At 34.3% G+C, this 19791-nt stretch carries 24 protein-coding genes; 18 read left to right on the top strand and 6 right to left on the bottom strand.

What is annotated here, in order from left to right:
- The first annotated feature begins 36 nt into the window (after nucleotides 1–36).
- From MVE64_RS03190 to MVE64_RS03130, 13 genes are all read left to right on the top strand, one after another.
- A complete protein-coding gene (locus MVE64_RS03190; protein WP_247343731.1) occupies nucleotides 37–666 on the top strand; it encodes a YetF domain-containing protein in 630 nt (209 codons plus the stop codon).
- 399 nt (nucleotides 667–1065) lie between these two features.
- Nucleotides 1066–1632: a tetratricopeptide repeat protein gene (locus MVE64_RS03185; RefSeq protein ID WP_247343728.1), complete on the top strand. Its 567-nt coding sequence runs from the start codon at nucleotides 1066–1068 to the stop codon at nucleotides 1630–1632.
- A 2-nt stretch (nucleotides 1633–1634) separates the two neighbouring features.
- On the top strand, nucleotides 1635–1898 hold the full coding sequence (locus MVE64_RS03180) for a hypothetical protein (RefSeq protein WP_247343725.1): 264 nt from the start codon (nucleotides 1635–1637) through the stop codon (nucleotides 1896–1898).
- A gap of 104 nt (nucleotides 1899–2002) precedes the next feature.
- Nucleotides 2003–2512, top strand: a complete 510-nt coding sequence (locus MVE64_RS03175; RefSeq protein ID WP_247343722.1) for a hypothetical protein — start codon at nucleotides 2003–2005, stop codon at nucleotides 2510–2512.
- Complete coding sequence (locus MVE64_RS03170; protein WP_247343719.1) at nucleotides 2467–3564, top strand: hypothetical protein; 1098 nt, start codon at nucleotides 2467–2469, stop codon at nucleotides 3562–3564. The genes MVE64_RS03175 and MVE64_RS03170 overlap by 46 nt, the downstream gene beginning before the upstream one ends.
- 9 nt (nucleotides 3565–3573) lie before the next feature.
- Complete coding sequence (locus MVE64_RS03165; protein WP_247343716.1) at nucleotides 3574–4893, top strand: phenylacetate--CoA ligase family protein; 1320 nt, start codon at nucleotides 3574–3576, stop codon at nucleotides 4891–4893.
- Nucleotides 4894–4904: 11 nt separating this feature from the next.
- A complete protein-coding gene (locus MVE64_RS03160) occupies nucleotides 4905–5660 on the top strand; it encodes an amidohydrolase family protein (protein WP_247343713.1) in 756 nt (251 codons plus the stop codon).
- A gap of 13 nt (nucleotides 5661–5673) precedes the next feature.
- Entirely contained in the window at nucleotides 5674–6936 is a 1263-nt protein-coding gene (locus tag MVE64_RS03155) for a phenylacetate--CoA ligase family protein (protein WP_247343711.1), read from the top strand.
- A 1-nt stretch (nucleotide 6937) separates the two neighbouring features.
- Nucleotides 6938–8044, top strand: a complete 1107-nt coding sequence (locus MVE64_RS03150; RefSeq protein ID WP_247343708.1) for a 3-dehydroquinate synthase II domain-containing protein — start codon at nucleotides 6938–6940, stop codon at nucleotides 8042–8044.
- Nucleotides 8045–8063: 19 nt separating this feature from the next.
- Entirely contained in the window at nucleotides 8064–8828 is a 765-nt protein-coding gene (locus MVE64_RS03145) for a 2-amino-3,7-dideoxy-D-threo-hept-6-ulosonate synthase (RefSeq protein WP_247343705.1), read from the top strand.
- 8 nt (nucleotides 8829–8836) lie between these two features.
- Nucleotides 8837–9025, top strand: coding sequence for a hypothetical protein (locus tag MVE64_RS03140; protein ID WP_098799317.1), 189 nt, complete (start codon nucleotides 8837–8839; stop codon nucleotides 9023–9025).
- Nucleotides 9018–9158, top strand: coding sequence for a hypothetical protein (locus MVE64_RS03135; protein ID WP_176551220.1), 141 nt, complete (start codon nucleotides 9018–9020; stop codon nucleotides 9156–9158). Before MVE64_RS03140 ends, MVE64_RS03135 begins: the two co-directional genes overlap by 8 nt.
- 206 nt (nucleotides 9159–9364) lie before the next feature.
- Nucleotides 9365–9988 (top strand): CAP domain-containing protein, encoded by a 624-nt coding sequence (locus tag MVE64_RS03130; RefSeq protein WP_098799318.1) that lies wholly within the window; start codon nucleotides 9365–9367, stop codon nucleotides 9986–9988.
- Between the two features lie 496 nt (nucleotides 9989–10484).
- Here the strand turns inward: MVE64_RS03130 and MVE64_RS03125 are convergent, their stop codons facing one another.
- Both MVE64_RS03125 and MVE64_RS03120 read right to left on the bottom strand, forming a co-directional pair.
- Complete coding sequence (locus MVE64_RS03125; RefSeq protein ID WP_098799319.1) at nucleotides 10485–10667, bottom strand: hypothetical protein; 183 nt, start codon at nucleotides 10665–10667, stop codon at nucleotides 10485–10487.
- A gap of 125 nt (nucleotides 10668–10792) precedes the next feature.
- On the bottom strand, nucleotides 10793–11011 hold the full coding sequence (locus MVE64_RS03120; RefSeq protein WP_247343702.1) for an alpha/beta-type small acid-soluble spore protein: 219 nt from the start codon (nucleotides 11009–11011) through the stop codon (nucleotides 10793–10795).
- Between the two features lie 263 nt (nucleotides 11012–11274).
- Between MVE64_RS03120 and MVE64_RS03115 the strand changes: the two genes are divergently transcribed.
- Nucleotides 11275–12054 (top strand): alpha/beta fold hydrolase, encoded by a 780-nt coding sequence (locus MVE64_RS03115; protein WP_247343699.1) that lies wholly within the window; start codon nucleotides 11275–11277, stop codon nucleotides 12052–12054.
- 154 nt (nucleotides 12055–12208) lie between these two features.
- Nucleotides 12209–13255, top strand: a complete 1047-nt coding sequence (locus MVE64_RS03110) for an aldose epimerase family protein (protein WP_247343696.1) — start codon at nucleotides 12209–12211, stop codon at nucleotides 13253–13255.
- 49 nt (nucleotides 13256–13304) lie between these two features.
- Here the strand turns inward: MVE64_RS03110 and MVE64_RS03105 are convergent, their stop codons facing one another.
- The gene (locus tag MVE64_RS03105) at nucleotides 13305–13496 is read right to left on the bottom strand and encodes a hypothetical protein (protein ID WP_098799323.1); all 192 of its coding nucleotides are present in this window, start codon (nucleotides 13494–13496) and stop codon (nucleotides 13305–13307) included.
- A 165-nt stretch (nucleotides 13497–13661) separates the two neighbouring features.
- Here MVE64_RS03105 and MVE64_RS03100 point away from each other — a divergent pair, with 165 nt between their 5' ends.
- Nucleotides 13662–13964: a hypothetical protein gene (locus MVE64_RS03100; RefSeq protein WP_098799324.1), complete on the top strand. Its 303-nt coding sequence runs from the start codon at nucleotides 13662–13664 to the stop codon at nucleotides 13962–13964.
- 50 nt (nucleotides 13965–14014) lie between these two features.
- On the opposite strand, the gene MVE64_RS03095 is transcribed toward MVE64_RS03100, so the two are convergent.
- The gene (locus MVE64_RS03095) at nucleotides 14015–14794 is read right to left on the bottom strand and encodes a hypothetical protein (protein WP_247343694.1); all 780 of its coding nucleotides are present in this window, start codon (nucleotides 14792–14794) and stop codon (nucleotides 14015–14017) included.
- Nucleotides 14795–15007: 213 nt separating this feature from the next.
- On the opposite strand from MVE64_RS03095, the gene MVE64_RS03090 reads away from it, so the two are divergent.
- The gene (locus MVE64_RS03090) at nucleotides 15008–15643 is read left to right on the top strand and encodes a hypothetical protein (protein WP_247343692.1); all 636 of its coding nucleotides are present in this window, start codon (nucleotides 15008–15010) and stop codon (nucleotides 15641–15643) included.
- A gap of 63 nt (nucleotides 15644–15706) precedes the next feature.
- On the opposite strand, the gene MVE64_RS03085 is transcribed toward MVE64_RS03090, so the two are convergent.
- The gene (locus tag MVE64_RS03085; RefSeq protein WP_247343689.1) at nucleotides 15707–17107 is read right to left on the bottom strand and encodes a bifunctional metallophosphatase/5'-nucleotidase; all 1401 of its coding nucleotides are present in this window, start codon (nucleotides 17105–17107) and stop codon (nucleotides 15707–15709) included.
- Nucleotides 17104–17232, bottom strand: a complete 129-nt coding sequence (locus tag MVE64_RS27320; RefSeq protein WP_281730452.1) for a hypothetical protein — start codon at nucleotides 17230–17232, stop codon at nucleotides 17104–17106. Before MVE64_RS27320 ends, MVE64_RS03085 begins: the two co-directional genes overlap by 4 nt.
- A 205-nt stretch (nucleotides 17233–17437) precedes the next feature.
- Here MVE64_RS27320 and helD point away from each other — a divergent pair, with 205 nt between their 5' ends.
- The gene (helD, locus tag MVE64_RS03080; RefSeq protein ID WP_247343686.1) at nucleotides 17438–19780 is read left to right on the top strand and encodes an RNA polymerase recycling motor HelD; all 2343 of its coding nucleotides are present in this window, start codon (nucleotides 17438–17440) and stop codon (nucleotides 19778–19780) included.
- Nucleotides 19781–19791 lie beyond the last annotated feature (11 nt).

The raw sequence follows: 19791 nt of genomic DNA, 5'->3' as shown, positions 1-19791 counted from the left end.
TAATATTAACTAATGATAAAGGTGGTTTTATTAACCATGGATTTGGATTTGATCTGGAAAAGCGTCATTATTGTGATTGGCGGGACAATCCTCTTAAGAATAGCAGGAAGAAAGTCAATCTCGCAAATGACATTAGCTCAAGTAGTGATTATGATTGGGATTGGATCTTTACTTGTTCAACCGTTAGTTGGGAAAAATGTATGGACAACATTAGTGGTTGGTTTAACCCTTGTCCTAACCCTTGTAGTAGTGGAATTTACTCAAATAAAATCTGATAAGCTTGAAAAGTTCATTTCAGGAAAAGCCAAAATCTTAATTAAAGATGGAAAACTACAAGAAGGTCAATTAAAAAAGCTCCGCCTTTCAGTTGACTTATTGGAAATGAAGCTAAGACAATCAAATGTTAATAAGATGGAAGATATTAAATATGCAACATTAGAACCAAATGGTCAAATTGGTTTTGAATTAAAAGAGAATAAAAAGCCAGCAACAAAAGAAGATATAAATATGATCTTACAGGAAATTCAGCAAATAAAGCAATCAATGGGTGGCATTCCATTAGACCTTAATATGCAGCCAAATCAACCATCAACACAGAATACGACTTTATTTACTGAAATAACAAAAGGTAAACACAGTCCAACACCTCCTAGTCATCTCCAATAAACTAGTTTTTTTGGTCTTTTTAACTGTCAGACAAAATCTGATGGTTTTTTTATGCTTAAATTTGCATAAATGATTCATATTTTGGGCGATATAGAATTTTATTCTTTGTTCTAATAGGAATAGCCTTTTCTTTAATTGACCTCTTAAAGAGGATATTTAAGCTCATAAAGCACATTTTTAAAATTCTTCTTTAAATAGGTTTAATAGTCTATACAACAATAAGAACATCAAGAATAAATTAAATGATATCGCTTACATTGTAGACTCTATCATCAAATATCTTCTTTTCCATTAATGTCTATCACCATACTTTATCATTCACATAAGTTGTAAATGTACTCAAGAAGATTGAGTGAGATAGATTTACGAACATGTATTGGTTAAAAGGAGGTGGAAGGATTGACTTATCAAAAAGGTGATTGGAAAAAAGACTTTGAAGAGGCAGTAAAACTTCACCAAAAGGCAATCGATGGAGATCAACAAGCAGCAAAAAAAGCTTTTGATATTTTGAAAAAAATAAAGCTGCAAGCTATGAATCATAGCATTGTTGAAGCATATTTTGGAAGTTCATCTGCCCTAATAGCAAGAGATCACCCTGATTTAATTGAAAAAATGAACTTAGCAAAAAGAGGATTAAAAGCTCTTGATAAGGCAGTAAAGGCAGAACCAAATCACACAGAAATAAGAATGCTTCGAGCAAACGTTGCTTATCGATTGCCCGAAATGTATTTTAAACGAACAAAAACTGCTATTGAAGATTTTCAGTTTTTAATTAGTGATTATGAAAAAAAGAAAACTGATATTTCAAAAGACCAATACTGTGAGTTTCTATTAAATCTAGGTAGTTCATATCAAACAATCGGTGATTCTAAAAATGCCGAGAATACTTGGGAGAAACTACTAAAAATAAATAGCGGAAAATATAAAAAACTTGTTGAACAGGCAAGGAAAACAGGGGGTGAATAAACTTGAGTTTCAGAAAAAGAGAAGATTTGTTGGAATCATTAATGAAAACAAACCCTTTTATGAATAAAGCAAAAAAAGTAATCAATAAAAAAGTTGCTCAGTATACCCAGCCACAATTAAACAATATGGAAGCAGCAACTACTAAAACAAGGAATCAGCAAGTGAAAGAACAAACTACTTCTAATCATGTTCCAACAAAAATAAAAAAAGAAGAAGATTTGTCAAATAAAACTAGTAAAAGCCTGTCCAATCTCAGTCACCTTTAGAAGAGGCTATTAAGGATCATGATGCAGGTATTAAGGGCAATAAACTAGCTGTAAAGAAAGCTTATTCATCACTAAAAGAGTTTTCTAAAAAGCAGCCGAAAAATTTGGAAATAAAAGCTTACTATGGAAGTGCCACAACTCTACTAGCAAGAGATGCAAATAGTGTAACAGACAAAATGAAATATGCATTAGAAGGTTTAAAACAACTAGACGAAGTAGTTGAAACTTCTCCTGATCTTGTTCTAGCAAGATTTTTAAGAGGAAATGTGTGCTATCGTCTACCTGAATTATATTTTCAACGAACATCTACTGCAATTGAGGATTTTTCATACTTGGTAACTGCATTTGAAGGGAACTCATCTATTCTATCGGAAGCTGAGTATACAGAAGTATTAAAGAACTTAGTTGAAGCATGTAAACGAACAAATCAACTAGAAAAAGCTACAAATTACCAGGAAAAATTAAAAGCACTTAAACATGGTGGAAATTTTAATGAAGCTGAAGATAAAGCTAAACCGGTGGACAATAATTATGAAGTTTCTAATGAAGGTACTTCACTGATGAAGCAATGGAATATTATCAAAAGGCATTATATGGTGATGCTGATGATGTAAAAGAAGCTCTTAATTTCTTTGATGTTTTTGTGTTAACCAATCCTTCACCAGAGGTAGAAATGATTCATATTGACCTTCAGTCTATGCAAGGTCGTGATTCTATTAACACGTACGAAATGTTTGGTTCAGCTATTAAGTCTATGAAGGCAATGGATAGCTTAATCAATGAACATCCGTCTTTGCATGAGTTACGTGCCATTCGCTCGAGGCACTGCTTGCGTTTACCGGAACTTTTCTTTAGAAGAGCTGCGATCGCTGTAAGTGATATAGAAACATTATTAAAAGCTGAAGATTATCTTAAAGAAACGGGAGCAGACACACATCATCAACTACTATTTGATCTAGGTTTTGCATATGAAAAGCTAGATATGCTTGATGCTGCACATGAAACATGGAATAAGCTATTAAAGCTCAGACCTTCTAAAGATATAAAAGAGAGAGTTCAAGAGAAATTAACCATTCACTCTTATAAGGAAATTGATCTTCGGACCCTTTCTACTGTAACAAAAGAAAAGCTATATGAAGCAGCAAAAGAAATGCATCACTTAGGTGCAAAAGGTAGTAAGGCTGCAGCTAAACAAAGCTTAGAAGCATGGGAAAAAGCAAAGGATGCTTTTCCAGATTGTGAAATTGCTAAAACCTATTATGCAGCATCTGTTGCGTTAAAGGGCAAATTTGCAAGTGATCCACAAGAAATGTTTGGTGAAACAATTAAAGGCTTAAAACTATTAAAATCTTGCATTAAATCTGATGACCCAGAATTAAAATATTTGCGAGGCTGTATTTATATGTGTTTACCGGAAGGATTTTTCCATACTAGCGACAAGGCGGCTAAAGATTTTAAATCGGTTAAATCAGCATATGAAAACAATCGCGAAAATGCTCCAATTACAAAAGAGCAGTATTTAAAACTGTTGTATGATTTAGGGCATTTATACAAAAAAACTAGTTTCATAGACAAAGCAATGAAAACTTGGAAAACTCTTATGAAAGAAGATCCTCATTCAGAGTATGCTCGTCGAATTGCACATCAGGTAGGTGAAGAAGAATGAGCTCATTATTTGAAAAAAATCAAAAAGGTAAGAATGCCTTTAACGATTAAGCGATTTTTCAATGGAACCACTCATCCTGATCAAATGTCACAGCAACAGATTGACTCGTATCATTTAGAATCGTTAAAGCATATTGTCAAAAACGCATATGAAAACAATGAGTTTTACAGACAAAAGTTAGATGAAGTAAACATGAAGCCAAAGGATATTAAATCAGTAAGTGATTTAAGCAAATTACCTTTTTTAACAAAAGATGAACTACGAGGAAAGCCTTATATTCTATTAACAGTCGATAAAAAAGAGATTGCACTTGTTCAGGTTTCTACTGGTACAACAGGTGGAGAAGAGATTTATATGATGTACACCTGGAATGATTATTATTTACATGATCTTGCTCCACGCTATCCAAAGCTTTTTGAAGTAGATCCTGGCGATGTTTGCTTAAATGCCTTGCCATATGAAATGAGCGCAGCAGGTTTAGCTTTTCATAAAACATTTATGGAAGGTTGTGAAGCAACGGTTATCCCTGCTGGTAAAGGTGGAGCTTATTCAACACCTAAGAAAACATTGAAAATGATAAAAGATTTACAGCCTAATGTTGTTATTACAACGCCTTCATGGGCAATGTTGCTTGCAGAAGAAGCAGAGGAACAACAATTTGACTTGAAGAGTTTGCAATTAAAGAAATTATGGATCACGGGAGAAGGATGTTCACCTGCATTCCGTGGGCGCCTTGAAGAGCTTTGGGGAGCTACAGCTAATTTCTTTTATGGCAGCCTTGAATGTGGAGTGTTAGGTATTGAGTGCGACAGCCATGATGGCTATCACTTAGCTCAAGCACATGCAATTGTTGAGATTGTAGATCCGAAAACAGGTGAACCACTTGATGAAGGGGAGATTGGTGAAATTGTCGTAACAAGTGCTCTTCGTTATGATACTCCAATTTTGCGCTTCAGAACTGGGGACATAGGCTATATTGAGTCAGAAACATGTTCTTGTGGTGTTACGATGCCTAAGTTCTATTTACGAGGAAGAGTTGTTGATCAAATCAAATATAACGGAACATCACTTTCACCATTTTATTTAGAAGAGTTCTTAATGCGTGAACCTGAAATTGGGAACTGGTTTGAATTTGTTTTAGCAAAAGAAGAAGATAATGAAGCAATACACGTAAGATGCGAACTTGCTGAAGGTGTTGAAGCATCAAATCATCTTGCAGATTCATTAGAAAGTAAATTGGAGTTTGCATCTGGAATTCCATTTAAACTTGAGTTCGTTGATAAACTTCCAAGACCACAAGGTAAAACAGTACGTGTTGTTTATGAATAGAGGTGAAAAAATTGATTATTGATGCACATGCACATTTGTCTGACACTGAATACGGAAATACAGAGATGTATTTAAAAGTAATAAAGGAGGCAGGAATCGACCAAGGGGTGGCAGTACCTGGTGCGATGCTTGACGTTCGTAAAATGACTGAATATATTACAGGTCGAGCAAAGCCGGATAATCCTGTTCCTGACAATGAATATGTAGAAAAGGCTATTAAAGCAAATCAAAACATTCAAGGTTTTATCTGCATTAATCCTCACGACAAGGATGTTAACAAACAGCTGGAAAAAGGAAGAAAACAAGGATTTAAAGGTTTAAAGCTATCGCCTTTATCACACCAATTTTCCTTTGCCTCAAAAGGCATTACAAGTTTAGCTGATCTTTGTGGTGATTATGGTTTCCCGGTCTATTCTCATGTTGTTTATAGTCCTGGAGCTTCCACGGCAAAGTTTATTCAACTTGCCAAACAGTTTCCTAAAACGAATTTTATTATCGGACACATGGGATTTGGTCCTGCTGATCAGGAAGCGTTAGAGGCGGCAAAAAATTTATCGAATTTTTATTTAGAAACATCAACAGGTAATTTTCTTCACATCCAAGAAACAGTTAAGAAAATTGGATCATCAAAAGTAATATTTGGTTCAGAATATCCATTATCACATCCTGGAATAGAGCTTGAAAAAATTCTAAAGCTTCAAATAACAGATCGCGAACGTGAAGAAATTCTATCTCAAAACATTAAACATCTTTTACAGATGAAATAAGGGTGTGTGTAAGATGAACACACAAAATAAGATTGCTGCTTTGAATGAAGTACTAAACTATGCAAAAACATCACCATTTTACTCTACTCGAATTCAAAATCTACCACTACATTCACTAGAAGACATAAAAAATATACCATTCACAACAAAATCTGATTTAAGAGAGCAATCACCTTTTGGTCTTTTGCCAGCTTCTTCGAGTTCTTTGTCACAATACCATGAGTCTTCTGGAACAACAGGTACTCCAGTATCAGTATGGTATAACGAAAAAGATCTTGATGAAATTACGAGCGGTATCGCAACATGTGGTGCTTCTTTTAACGAAAGTGATATTGTTTTAATCCGATTTCCTTATGCACTTTCAACGATTTCACACTTTGTTCATCGTGCCGTGCAAAGGCAAGGTGGTTGTGTTGTACCTGCTGACAGTCGAACAACAATTACACCAATGTCTAAAGTCATTGATTTAGTAAAAAGGTTAAATGTAACGGTACTGGCATGCATTTCTTTACAAGCAATCATGCTTGCTGAGGTAGCAGAAATGCTTGGACTAAATCCGAAAAAGGATTTCCCTTCATTGAGAGCTATTTGTACTGCTGGTGAACCATTAACTCCGTTTCGTAGAAAATTAATAGAGGAAATATGGGGTGTACCTGTTTTTGATAATTATGGAATGACCGAAGTAGGTACAACAATGGTTGATTGCTCATCACAACAATTACATGTATTTGAAGATTATTTTCATGTCGAAGTTCTCGCAGATGATTTTAAAACAGATGTAAAAGATGGTGAAATTGGAAATTTAGTATTAACAACTCTTCGCAAACGGGCAACACCGATGATCCGATATGTAACAGGAGATCTAGTTCAAGTAGTAGAACATCCTTGTTCCTGCGGTAGAAATCGTTCTTTTGTTATTAGAGGCAGAAAAGAAAATCTAATTACAATTGATCGTAAGTCTTTTGATATGCATGAATTAGAGAAAATGATCACAATCTTACCAGCAAGGCGTTTTTGGTCAGCGGGTAAAATCAACTCTCATCTCTATATCTTTATCGAAAAAGAATCAAAAGATGATTGGATCTCAAGCGGTTATACTGATCAACTGAAAGAAAAATACGGAGTTGCCATTTCTATTATTCTCTTAGATAAAGGAACTTTATATGACAGATCAGATGATTTATCTTTTGGCATGAAAGCAAAACCACATTACTTTTTAACAACTCAAGAAACAGAAAATTTATTAAAAATGAGCAGATCGGAAGGAGCTAATTAATATGCAACAAAAAGCTAGGCAAGTATGGTATGACGGTAGAGGAGTTTCAGTTGAGAATATGGATGTTTGGGAGTTAATTAATCATTCTCCTATTGATAAGGTATTGGTATCACTTCAACAACGTCAAGATGGATATTTTCCTCAAAAAATGACATTCATTACAGAAGTTAGCAGCAGTGAAGAATTAGAGCAAGTACCAGCTGAAGATGTCATTTTTTCTGTTAGCCAAGAAGTATTAGCAGATGCGAAAAAACGTGGACATCAAACATGTATTTTCTATTCTGTTGATAATCGTGAAATGTTAGAACGTTGTTCAAGAGAAGCAAGTGAATATGATTTTGCTGCAGTAGATTTTGATTTACCAACAAACATTCCGCTTGAATTAATTATTGCTAGATTAGAAGAAAGTAACACCGTATTATTACGTGCTGTGAACACGGCAATTGATACAGAAATTGCATATGGAACACTTGAAAAGGGTAGTGACGGTGTTTTATTCGCAACAACAAATGTTGATGAAGTAAAACGATTAACTGCATTTATGTCAAAACAATCTCTACCTAATTTAGAATTACACCCAATGGTTGTTACGGATGTTGTGCATGCTGGTATGGGTGTTCGTGCTTGTATTGATACAACTGGTATCATGACACAAGATGAAGGAATGATTATTGGTTCTACTTCAGGTGGAGGGGTATTTGTTTGCTCTGAAACACATTATTTACCATATATGAATTTAAGACCATTTCGTGTTAATGCAGGTGCAGTTCATTCTTATGTATGGCAGCCTGAAGATGCAGCGGAGTATTTAAGTGATCTTAAAGCTGGAGATAAAGTTCTTTGTGTGAATACAAAAGGTGAAACACGCGTATTAACAGTTGGTCGTATTAAAACTGAAGTTCGTCCAATGTTGTTAATCAAAGGGAAAGTAGGAGAGCGTGAACTGAATGTTGTTGTACAGGATGACTGGCACATCCGTATTATGAGTGCAGACGGCAAGCCTCGTAATGCTTCAACAATTAAACCAGGTGATGAATTATTGTCTTATATTTGTGAGCCAGGACGTCACGTTGGTGTAAAAGTTAGCGAAACAATTATTGAAAGATAGAAAAATTGGAGGAATTTGTATGTCCGGTAAAGAAATTCGCCTGAAAAAATTATATCATCATTCCGATAAGTTACTAATTGTTCCGATGGATCATGGTATTACGATAGGTCCTGTAACTGGTTTAACGGAAATCAATCAAACAGTGAATGCGGTGTTTGACGGAGGAGCGGATGCTGTTGTTGTGCATAAAGGACTTGTTCGCTATTTAACAGATGCATTAGGCTCCAATAAAGGTGAACTAATTATTCATTTATCTGCTTCAACTGCGTTAGCTCCAGAATCTCAAAGTATGCGAAAAGAGCTTGTATCGTCAGTAGAGCACTCGATTCGTTTAGGAGCTACAGCAATTTCAACTCATGTGAATCTTGGGTCTCAATTTGAGGCGGAACAGATCAAGGATGTGGGTTTAATCGCTGAAGAATGTGACAAATGGGGAATGCCACTGCTAGCGATGATGTATGTACGTGACGGTTCAAAAGCGCATGAATTTGATCCTGAACGTATTCGTCATGCTGCCCGTGTAGCAGAAGAGCTCGGGGCAGACATTGTAAAAGTAAATTACAGTGGTACACCGGAAACCTTCAGACAGGTTGTTTCTGGTGTGAAGATCCCTGTACTTATTGCAGGGGGAGAGAGATTAGGTTCAAATGATGATTTATTGACAATGATCGACGATGCTGTAAGTGCTGGTGCAAATGGAATTTCAATTGGGCGAAATATTTTCCAAGATGAAAATCCTGAGAAGCTTTGTGCAAACATTCGCTCAATTTTAAATCAATCATGAGGTGAGATATGGATAATCAAAAAATGAATGAAGCCATTGGAAGTTTATCATCTAAAATCGCTGATTTAAAAAAAGAAGGAGCAAGTGGCCAAGAGATCCAAGCTGCCGTATTTGAAATGCTACAAGGATTAGGCCTAAACATTCCACTAGATAAAATTACTCAAAATATGAATGGTGGGAATAAGAACAATGAATAAACATGAAGTAAAAGAAGTTGTTCAAGAGTTTAAGCAACAAATTAATGCTGCTCTTGAAGGGGAAAATCAGTCAGAAGACATTAAAGCTGCTGTCTATGAAATGCTAAAAGCTCTAAACGTTCAATTACCATAAAGGTATGAATTGTCGTCAATAAAATCATCACATTTTGAGGTTGGCCGTATTATATGCCAGCCTCTTTTTCATTTTTGTTATAAACCGTTATTGAATAATTCTATTAATCCTCATAATTTTGTGAAAGTTTAATGAATGATATTCAAGATCTTAGCCAAACTATAGTGGTGGAAAAATTAAACTAGATTAAATTGGAGGAAGACATGATGCTAAAAAAACTAGTACTTGCAACTTTTGTTTTTTTATTAGCGATGCCGGCCGTGTCACATGGACAAATTAAAACATTTAAAGAACCACCATTTGAATTTTACAAAGTTTCTCCTGGCGATACTTTTTGGTACATAGCTCAAAGATATGGCTTAGATTATAAAAAACTAATGGAACTAAATCCAAATGTTGAGCCAAGAAACATGCACGTTGGTGAAGTTATTCGTTTAAAACCGTCTGCAGGAAGTGTAAGCAACTTCCAAGATCAAGTTGTACAACTAGTCAATCAGGAGCGAGCTAAAGCAGGTTTAAAGCCATTAACACATCGAGCTGATGTGAAAAATGTAGCTCAAAAGAAAGCAGAAGATATGATTAACTCTAATTATTTTTCTCACACAAGTCCTAACTACGGATCACCTTTTGATATGTTAAAAACATTTGGCATTAGTTATTCATATGCTGGAGAAAATATAGCAAAAGGTCAAAAAACACCTCAGGAAGTAATGAATGCATGGATGAATTCTTCAGGACATCGAGCAAATATTTTAAAACCTGAATTTGATGCAATAGGTGTTGGCTTCTATCACGGAGCATGGGTGCAAATGTTTATCAAAGGAAGATAAGGAAGAAAAATCAGGTTCACTTTATAAATGATTCTGTTTTGAAGTACAAAATACGAATGAATATTGCTTTCGTGAAAAATTTAGCAAAGAAAAATGCTTGGAGACATATATGCTCCAAGCATTTTTTTAACCAAGATAAGCACTAGGTTAAGCGATTTCCAAACCCTCAAGAATGACCAGTAAATAAAATAAACGGAGAAATTTCTCTTAATGAGGAAAAAGCACGTAAAATAGAATAAATAGACGGAAAGATTCCGCCTATTTATGCGAAAAAAGATGAAAATGGACCATTTTACGTTGCTTAAGCGGAAAAATTCCACTTATATCCACAAAACAAGTTCTATCTTTCAAAATAACCGGAAAAACTCCGCTTATTTAACGATCCGGTGACACTCAAGAAAGTCTGCTTTTTATTGCTCAGAAGACCTTATCACCCACACCCTGGCAGTTAACGATCATTTTTAAGCACTTACGTTACTTTATTTGTTTTTTTGTATTATTTATTTTCTTTATCAAAAACGTCTCTACCTACTGCTCCAACAGATTCATCTGTATTTGTTCTAGAATTAATTTCTTCATCGTTTTTATAAATACCATGTGATGGTTGTGTAGAACCTAAATATTTTGCCTTATGTTTTGCTTCAGTTTTGATAAATTCATCAAAGTTTTCATTAACCATCATATCAACTCCCTATTAGTATTTGTTTCTTCTTTAGATTAACCATATGTACCTTTTTCATGACAATTTTTCAGGAATAGAAAGGGCACCATCGAAATGGTGCCCTATCGCCATTTTATATTCAATTAAAATTGATTACGTGTTTCGCCGCCTAGGTGTTGTTCAGCAAATGATACTAAGCGTTTTGTGATTTCTCCACCAACAGATCCATTTGCACGAGATGTTGTTTCGCCACCAAGATCTACACCGAATTCGTTTGCGATTTCGTATTTCATTTGGTCGATCGCTTGAGAAGCACCAGGTACTACTAATTGGTTAGAATTGTTGTTACTGTTGCTTGCCATGATAATCCATCTCCTTTAATAAATGTATTGTTTGGTGGGTTAGGTTGGAATTGCACCAATCCATTAACCATCTAGGTTAACCCCTGATAAATGAAGAAGATGTACTGCTTTGTTGCCTTGCTGTATCGTTGTTGATATTTAATATTGCACGATAAACAATATTTATTCTTTTTTATTGAAAGAAATTTTTTCCAATCCTGATGGGTAACAAATTAAGAATGTGGAATAATACGACAAGACGGCTATAATAGGAGGGAAATACAGTGCCAACTGTTCAATTAAATGAGAATAAAATAATTGCGTATGATGATTTTGGACAAGGAATACCGGTCCTTTTTATACATCCACCTGGGATGGGGCGGCACGTGTTTTATTACCAAAGGAAACTTAGTGAAAAAATGAGAATCATTGTTCCTGACTTATCAGGGCATGGAGATAGCTCACGGATAAAATCAAGTGAAGTTTCGATTCGTCATTATAGTGAAGAGCTTATCGAACTATTAAATAAGCTGAATCTTGAAGAGGTTGTTATTTGTGGTTATTCTGCCGGTGGAGTAATTGCTCAAAATTTATGTATATCATATCCAAATCGTGTAAGTGGACTTATTTTATTTGGTGGATATCCAGCAGTTATAAATACAGCATTTCAGTGGGAACACAAGGCAGGTATGTACATGGTTAAACACCATCAAAAATTTTTAGGTCAATTGTTAGCTGTAAGTCATACAAAAAACAAAAAATTGAGGGAATTGCTTATTCAGCATATGGAGAAATGTCAACCTAGTGCTTGGTATAAATACTATCAAGTTGTACTAAGAAGCAATTTGATAAATGATATTCATAAAATTAACGTTCCTATTCTTTTGATGTATGGAACGAGGTCTGATTTAATTAATAAATATTTATCTTATTTTAAAAAAAGAACGAATAACCTTAGAGTTGTGTTTTTTAAACGAACAAACCATCAAGTGCCAACGAAAAGATGGAAATCGGCAAATAGGGAGATTTCATCATTTATTGCCACACTAAACCAACAAAAATAAGTAATATCTGGTCTTGATTAAGGAAATTTCCGTTTTTAGCAGGAATCGACAAATAAATGATTAATTATTTAATTATAAGATAAAGATGTATGAACAAGTTGTGTTATTATATCTTTATGGGAAAACAATAAAGTGTATTAAGGGAGAGAGATAGATGAATATAACTAAAAATACTTTCGGAGAGCTTAATAGCGAAAACGTATACAGCTATTCTCTAGAAAATGATCATGGCATGAAAGTGACATGTATAACATTAGGCTGTATTATTACTGATATCATTGTACCTGATAAAAATGGAAACCATGAAAACGTTGTCCTAGGTTTTGATGATATTGACAGCTATTTAAATGATTCACCATACTTTGGAACAATCGTCGGTCGTGTTGCTGGTAGAATAGGCAATGCTGAATTTGAGTTGGATGGTAAACAATATTCGTTACCGAAAAATGAAAATAATAACCATCTACATGGTGGACCAGAGGCATTTGACAGAAAACTGTGGGCTGCAAAAGAGTTTCAGCATGACGGAGAAGTTGGAGTTGAGTTTTCTTATTGTAGTCCAGATGGTGAAAATGGATACCCTGGAAACTTGACCGTACATGCAACGTACGTCTTAACAAATAATAACGAGCTGAAGATTTCATACAGTGCTACATCAGACAAGAAGACTTTAGTTAACCTCACAAATCATACATATTTCAATTTAAGTGGAAATCTAAAAAATGATATCTTATCACATAAACTGCAACTAAAGAGCAATCAATTTCTTGAACTAGGTGAAAACTTACTACCAACAGGCGAATTTCTTGAAGTGGATAACACTCCATTTGACTTCAGAAATAGTAAAGCTATAAAAGAAGCAATTGAGGGAAATCACCAACAAATACAAATAGCGGGTAATGGTGTAGATCATCCATTTTTATTAAACGACCATCATAATGAAGAAATCACTTTAGTTGAAGAACAGAGTGGGAGAAAATTAACGGTGGAAACTGATGAACAAAGTGTTGTTATATATACAAGTAATATGATGGACGATTCCTTTGAAATAAGAGGAACTCAAGCAAGAAAATATCTAGGTATTTGCTTAGAAACACAAGGGCTGCCTGATTCTATACACTTCCCACATTTTTCTCCGTGTGTCTTAGATGTAAATGAGGAGTACAAAACGTCTACAACGTATTCTTTTTCAGTACTATAATGATTAACAAGAAGAAGACCGCAATCTGATGATTGTGGTCTTCTTCTTGTTAATCGCCATAAGGGTATGGAACATGAATGCTGTCAATTGTACCGGGTTCATCTTGAATCGTATTTAATGATTCCACATATTCTTTTAACTCTTTTTTCATTTCATCTGGTGCACCCTCTTTTAAGTGCCAATTCCCAGGTTCATCTACAAAAAATTCACTCTTTACAAAACTAGGATACTTTTTTGACATGATTTCCCTCCATAAATCGATTCACATGATTATTTTTTCCTTTTTGGGTGATGACAAATCATAATTTTGAAAAATGATCTTGAGTTTCCATTTCTTTAAATGGAATATTTTCACTAGCTACTAAGCAAACTATGATATATGACAATTTGTGAAGGGACAGATAAGATGATTTTTTACGCATGTGTAAAATATGATGAACATCATCCAGATACTTATAAAGGGATTGAAGTAACAACACTTGGTTCGAGTGATGTTATTGCTAACTTTGAATCTTATGACCCACTTCAGGATTACCATAACTTTGTTAGTTGGTCAGAAGGTGTAGGGCAGGATAACGTTGGATTTTGTGATAGCTTGAAGCATTTTGCAAAGGACTATGAAAGTGTCTCAGATGACGCCTCACAGGAAATGATGAGTATGATATATGGCGAACATTCAGACTGTGAGAATGGAGTAAATTACTATTAAAAAACTGATTTCATGTAAGGTGTTACTCCTACATGAAATCAGTTTTTTTATTATTTATTTAGCGTTGTTTCTTTCTGTTTTCTATCAGTATCCGCTGTTTTTTTGGGAATGATGTGTGTTTTGGTAAAGAATTGATTAATAAATCCTGTTACACTGCGGTAATTTTCTTCAATCTTGTCAATAACATAACTAATTCGTTCGAATAGTGTTGCTTTTAAACTATCTACTTCACGTGAAGTCTTTAGATTGATCGCTTCTTGCTGTTCAAGTTTTTGTAGTATCGTTTTGTGGAATGCTTCCTGAATTTCGACTGTTTTTAAAACTTGTTCGTTAATCTCATTTTGTTCAGCCAATTTATTATTAAGGTTATCATGATTTTCACCAAATTTTTCTAGTCTAATTGATAAGTTTTGAACGGCAGTATCCTGAATGGTTAATTGATCAACAATTGCTTGATTAAGCAGGCCTTCATCTTCATACTTTTTTAACAACTCTTGATTAAACATTTCAATTGATTCAAATCTTTCCAGTAAAACTTTATAGGCTTCCTCCTGCTTATGGATGTTATCAAGCAGCGGAGTTGTTCTTTCTTCTTGATTTTCTATTTTTTTTGATAATTGGTCAAAATGATGCTGTTGCTCAACCTTTGTTTCATGAACAAGTGTATTTACTTGTGTTGAAGCATTTCTTAATTGTGAATTTATGTTTTGTTGAGCATGAATAAATTCTTGTAAATAGTTTCTGCGATAAGAGTCTTGGTTTGATGTAGCCTTAACTTCTGCTGAATGTTTATATAGTAAAGGATGTTGATCGTTTTTTATATAAACCAAAAAACTCACTCCTTTCAGTCAGTCTAATAGATGATGTTAACATCATATGCCGGTACCCAGCTTTATGATCTATATACTTTAAACTTTTTCGTTAAGTTGACTGCATTGTATGCTTGTGAGAACTTCTTATTTACCTAAAAATAAAAAAATAGGAAAATTTTCAAAAAAGTAGGGAATAGTAAAATAGAAATTAGAGTAAAAGGTGGGGTAAAAATGAGTATGGAATGGTTTGATCGTGTTAGTAGTGAATTACAGGACCATTTGGAGTCGATTTGTGAAAAATATGACCAAGAAGGACATATGTCAATTGATCGCGGAGCAAAGCATCCTAGAATTGAATTTTTCGTAGAAACGAAGGATGAAGATCGTGATTATTTCTGTACGTTGTTTTTTGATCCTCACAACGAAGAATTTTATATTGAAACGTTCGATCTTGAGTACGAGCAAACATCTAGAGCAATATTAGGAGATATTGAAGATATCGTAGATGCTGTGCATGAAAGCTTCCATCTTTATATGAATGATGATGACTTCGATGATGTTGTATACTTAGATGACGAATATGAAGATGATGAGGATTCAGACATATTCGAAGAAATTGATGTTGAGTGGGAAACACCAGAAGTTACAGCGTTTATGTATGAAGATGAAGTGGAAGTTACTTATCAATTTGGAGTTGTCCAGGAGACTGGTGATGGAGTTCTTCGTCGAATAAACCGTATTAAAACTGACGATGATGATATGATAAAAGATGAAACAAATTTTATCTTTAGTAAAGAAGAAGCAAGTACAATTATTGCGATGATAGCAAGTCATATGGACTCTTTATCAGAGTTTGATTTGGAATAAATACAGAGAAACTCCCCCTTTAAAAGGGGGTATTTTTGATTGAAAAAATGTCTCTGTAAGATTCTATCTTTTTTTCAAGTAGTCAATAAAAACATCCCGAATAGTTTCACCAGTAAAAACAACTTCTCCTGCTTTAAAAGCTGAAAAACCATCCCCTCCATAAGCAAGGTAATCACTTGTTACAACAGTATATATTTTATCTGGTTCTATATCTTCTCCTAGAGAATCTTTTAGCTCAATTATTTTATTATTTATGTGAGTCTTTTGATAACTAATACCATTAGATTGTAAGAGATTCTCTTTTTCGTAAGTCCATTGTTGATTTAGTATGTTTATCATTTGTTGTCCAGTTACTTGCATTTTTACTAATTTGTGATTAAAGGGTAATGATCTATAAATATCTTCAAGTGTAATATTTCCTTTATTTAATGAAAACCTAATACCTCCGTGATGCAGAAAGGCAATGTCACTATTTGTTTTTTCTAGCATCGCCGAAACAATCATGCTTCCAAGTGCTGATTGTCCTTTTGAATTCTTTTTCCTAGAAAGATCACGAGGAATAGATGAAATGATTTCTTTTGTTTGTCTAGAAAGCTTTTTCTCGTAATGAGTCAACATGTTTACTACCGTCTGGTCTGGGTTAATAAGAGAATGGAAGGTTAAATGAATGTCAGCTTCTTTGTTAACAATCTGACCGTTTTGTGGATTGACCTTAATTTTTACATCTGAAATGGCTTTTCCATAGGCATAGCTCTGGACAATTAACTTGTTATCAACAACAGTGTTGGCGTATCCATGACTGTGACCGGCAAATATAACATCCACTTCATCATGAAGGAGAGGAGCCATTTTGATCATATCTAACTGAGGGTTTCCGCCTTTTAAATTGGATTTAGCAGAAATATGTGCTAGTACAATAATAGAATGAACACCTTGATCGATGAGATTTTCTGTTGCGAGATTTATTGCCGCAACTTCATCTGAAATCGTAATTTCTTGACGGTTTTCAGGAATGACAAATTTATTTGTTTCAGTAGTCACAGCACCTATGAAGCCTAATTTTACACCATTAATCTCTTTTATCGTGTATGGGGGAAGAAGGGGTGAATTTGATTTGTTATCTATTACGTTGGCAGAAATATAAGTAGCAGTAGATCCTGGAAAAGATCGATCATTATTTCCTTCAACTAATCTAAACATTTCTTGGACTCCTTCATCAAATTCATGGTTCCCAAGAGTTCCTATATCAACATTTAGGTAGTTTAAAAACTCTATTGTAGGCTCATCATGGAATAGTGCAGATAGTGGGGGACTTCCTCCGACCATATCGCCTGAGTGAACAAGGAATGTGTTTTCATATTGCTTTCTAAATTTATTGATATAAGCTGATACATACTCTGCTCCACCAACTTTTTGGCCTAATATATTGTGGTGAGTGTTTAATTGACCGTGAAAATCATTCAAATTTCAAGTAGATGAATTTCAATCGTATCATCGCTTGATGTTAAGGTTGTTGCTGAATAAACTGTGGTTGACACAAGTAGTAAGCTAATAACACAGTAAAGAATGATCATTTTATGTTTAGTCATAAGAGATCCCTCCTTCTTTTCTTACTATTAGCTTAGCAATGAAAAATGAACAGACAGCAAATATTCTGTAAAGTTTTAATGAATTTATTAAAAGTAACATAAGCTTTCCAATATGTAGGATTTTCACGATACGTCTAGAATGTAAAGATAGGAGAACAAAAAAAGTGGTTAGTTTCAATAGAATAGTCTATAAAGGCGGGATTTAATGGATACTTTTGAAAAGAATCTTCAAGATGAACAAATTAGAATAAATGATGTTTTACATAAATTGAAAAATGATTTAATGGGTCTACAGAAACAAACATCAACGGTGAAAACAGATATTATCGAAATAAGAAAGAGTTTCTGGGAAGATGTTACGGTAAACTTTGATGATGCTGTAGAAGCAGGTGAAACAGCAACAAGTATAAAACAACAAGCTGAATTTTTAGCTGAACGAGAGCATCGACATAAAAATCTGGATCAAGACGAAAAAAACTTAAAACGGCTTATTGAAGCACCATATTTTGCAAGAATTGATTTTGTGGAAGAAGGGGAACGGGAGGTTGAAAGTATTTACTTAGGAATTGCATCTTACCTTGATCCGAGTACAGATGAGTTTCTTATCTATGATTGGCGTGCACCAATTTCTAGTTTATATTATGACTATTCTTTAGGTTCTGCAGAATTCACTGCTCCGGGTGGTGTTGTTAGTGGAGAGCTTAAATTAAAACGTCAGTTTATTATAAAAAACGGCAGCATCAAAAGTATGTTTGATACCGGAATTACAATTGGCGATGAACTATTGCAGGAAGTGCTTGGGGATCAATCAAACACCCAAATGAAAAGCATTGTAGCCACCATCCAACAAGAACAAAATAAGGTAATACGAAATGAAAAAGGGAAGCTACTATTTGTTCAAGGAGCTGCAGGAAGTGGTAAGACGTCAGCTGCACTTCAGCGCATGGCCTATTTATTATATAAACATCGTGAAACTTTACAAGCAGAAGAAATTTTGTTGTTTTCTCCAAACTTTATGTTTAATAGCTATATTCGTAATGTTTTACCTGAACTTGGTGAAGAAAATATGCAGCAAACAACATTTCAGCAATATTTACAACATTCACTTCGTAATCAGTATGAGGTGGAAGATCCTTTCACTTTAATGGAATACATGTTAACGGCAAAGGATGAGCAATTGTATCCAGTTAGAAAAATGTCTTCTGTTTATAAATCATCTTATGATTTTATGAAAGTAATTGATCAGTATTTGAATTATTTGAGTGAAGAAGGGTTATTATTTCATAACATTACGTTTAGAGGAAACATTATTTTTCGTTCTGATGAGATTTCATCGTATTTTTATTCGTTAAGCGGAGCACTTTCCCTTTCAAATAGGGTGAAGCTTGTTTCAGAGTGGCTATTGAGTCAATTGAAGAAGATGGAAAAAAGTGAAAGGGAAAAGTCATGGGTTGAAGAAGAAATTCAGTTTTTAAGTAAAGAAGAATACCAAATTTTCTATGAAAAATTAACGAAACAAAGGAATTTTACTGAAGATACATTTGATGATTACGAGCGAGAGGAAAAGATGCTGCGTAAATATGTTGTTAAGCGACACTTTCATTCTATCCGAAAAGAAATCAAATCTCACTTATTTTTAAATATAAAGGAAATATATCGACAGCTATTTAAACTGCCTTACCATTTAACCGTTGGAAAAAATGAAAGCCTCTCAGAAGAAGAGTGGAAAGATGTTTGTTCTTTTACTATTTCCCAGATTAATCAAGACAGACTGCCTTATGAAGATGCAACTCCTTATTTATATGTAAAGGAAAAAATAACAGGTTTTCAAGTGAATACGAGTGTGAAATATGTGTTTATTGATGAGGCACAGGATTACTCTGCGTTTCAATTTGCATTTATTAAGCAGCTTTTCCCAAACGCAAGATATACAGTGTTAGGTGATACTAACCAAGCAATCTATTCACATCATTCCAAATCAGGTATTGAGGCATTAATGAACTTGTTTCAGGGAGAGTCAATTGAAAAAATTATTTTAAACCGTAGTTATCGCTCAACCAAACCAATTATTGAATTTACTCGTGAAATTCTTAATAATAAAAATGAAATTGACCCTTTTAATCGACAGGGACCAAAACCAGTTATGATTGAAAAAACAGAGCTCTCAGAAGTTGTTTCTAGCATAGAAAATAAAGTCAGAACATTGCAGAACTATCAAACGATTGCGATTATTTGCAAAACTGCAGAGGAGTCACAGAAGGCTTACCAAGACCTTAAGCAGCATATGAATGTACAGCTAATTGATAAAAAAAGCAATGAGTTCCAAAAAGGGATTATTATCATTCCAGCATATCTTGCGAAAGGAATAGAATTTGATGCTGTTATTTTGTTCAATGCTTCTAAAGAACAATATTATGAAGAAGATGTAAGAAATCTATTCTATACAGCCTGCACAAGAGCGATGCACGAATTATTTATCTATTCTGCAGGCCAAGTGACTCCATTTGTTGAAAATATCTCTGATCATCTTTATAGTAAGGAAGAATAAGTTCAAAAGGA

Origin of the sequence: Metabacillus endolithicus (genome assembly GCF_023078335.1) — a bacterium.
Taxonomy (GTDB): Bacteria; Bacillota; Bacilli; order Bacillales; family Bacillaceae; genus Metabacillus; species Metabacillus endolithicus.
Note: the sequence above shows the minus strand (reverse complement) of the source record. Positions and strands in the feature narration are given on the sequence as shown.

Coding starts and splice junctions, on each gene's coding strand:
- MVE64_RS27320 (WP_281730452.1), bottom strand. CDS start 17,232: ATGACTAAACATAAAATGATCATTCTTTACTGTGTTATTAGCTTACTA.
- MVE64_RS03090 (WP_247343692.1), top strand. CDS start 15,008: ATGAGTATGGAATGGTTTGATCGTGTTAGTAGTGAATTACAGGACCAT.
- MVE64_RS03125 (WP_098799319.1), bottom strand. CDS start 10,667: ATGGTTAATGAAAACTTTGATGAATTTATCAAAACTGAAGCAAAACAT.
- MVE64_RS03135 (WP_176551220.1), top strand. CDS start 9,018: ATGAATAAACATGAAGTAAAAGAAGTTGTTCAAGAGTTTAAGCAACAA.
- MVE64_RS03155 (WP_247343711.1), top strand. CDS start 5,674: ATGAACACACAAAATAAGATTGCTGCTTTGAATGAAGTACTAAACTAT.
- MVE64_RS03190 (WP_247343731.1), top strand. CDS start 37: ATGGATTTGGATTTGATCTGGAAAAGCGTCATTATTGTGATTGGCGGG.
- MVE64_RS03140 (WP_098799317.1), top strand. CDS start 8,837: ATGGATAATCAAAAAATGAATGAAGCCATTGGAAGTTTATCATCTAAA.
- MVE64_RS03105 (WP_098799323.1), bottom strand. CDS start 13,496: ATGTCAAAAAAGTATCCTAGTTTTGTAAAGAGTGAATTTTTTGTAGAT.
- MVE64_RS03150 (WP_247343708.1), top strand. CDS start 6,938: ATGCAACAAAAAGCTAGGCAAGTATGGTATGACGGTAGAGGAGTTTCA.
- MVE64_RS03170 (WP_247343719.1), top strand. CDS start 2,467: ATGGAATATTATCAAAAGGCATTATATGGTGATGCTGATGATGTAAAA.
- MVE64_RS03145 (WP_247343705.1), top strand. CDS start 8,064: ATGTCCGGTAAAGAAATTCGCCTGAAAAAATTATATCATCATTCCGAT.
- MVE64_RS03130 (WP_098799318.1), top strand. CDS start 9,365: ATGCTAAAAAAACTAGTACTTGCAACTTTTGTTTTTTTATTAGCGATG.
- MVE64_RS03100 (WP_098799324.1), top strand. CDS start 13,662: ATGATTTTTTACGCATGTGTAAAATATGATGAACATCATCCAGATACT.
- helD (WP_247343686.1), top strand. CDS start 17,438: ATGGATACTTTTGAAAAGAATCTTCAAGATGAACAAATTAGAATAAAT.
- MVE64_RS03110 (WP_247343696.1), top strand. CDS start 12,209: ATGAATATAACTAAAAATACTTTCGGAGAGCTTAATAGCGAAAACGTA.
- MVE64_RS03120 (WP_247343702.1), bottom strand. CDS start 11,011: ATGGCAAGCAACAGTAACAACAATTCTAACCAATTAGTAGTACCTGGT.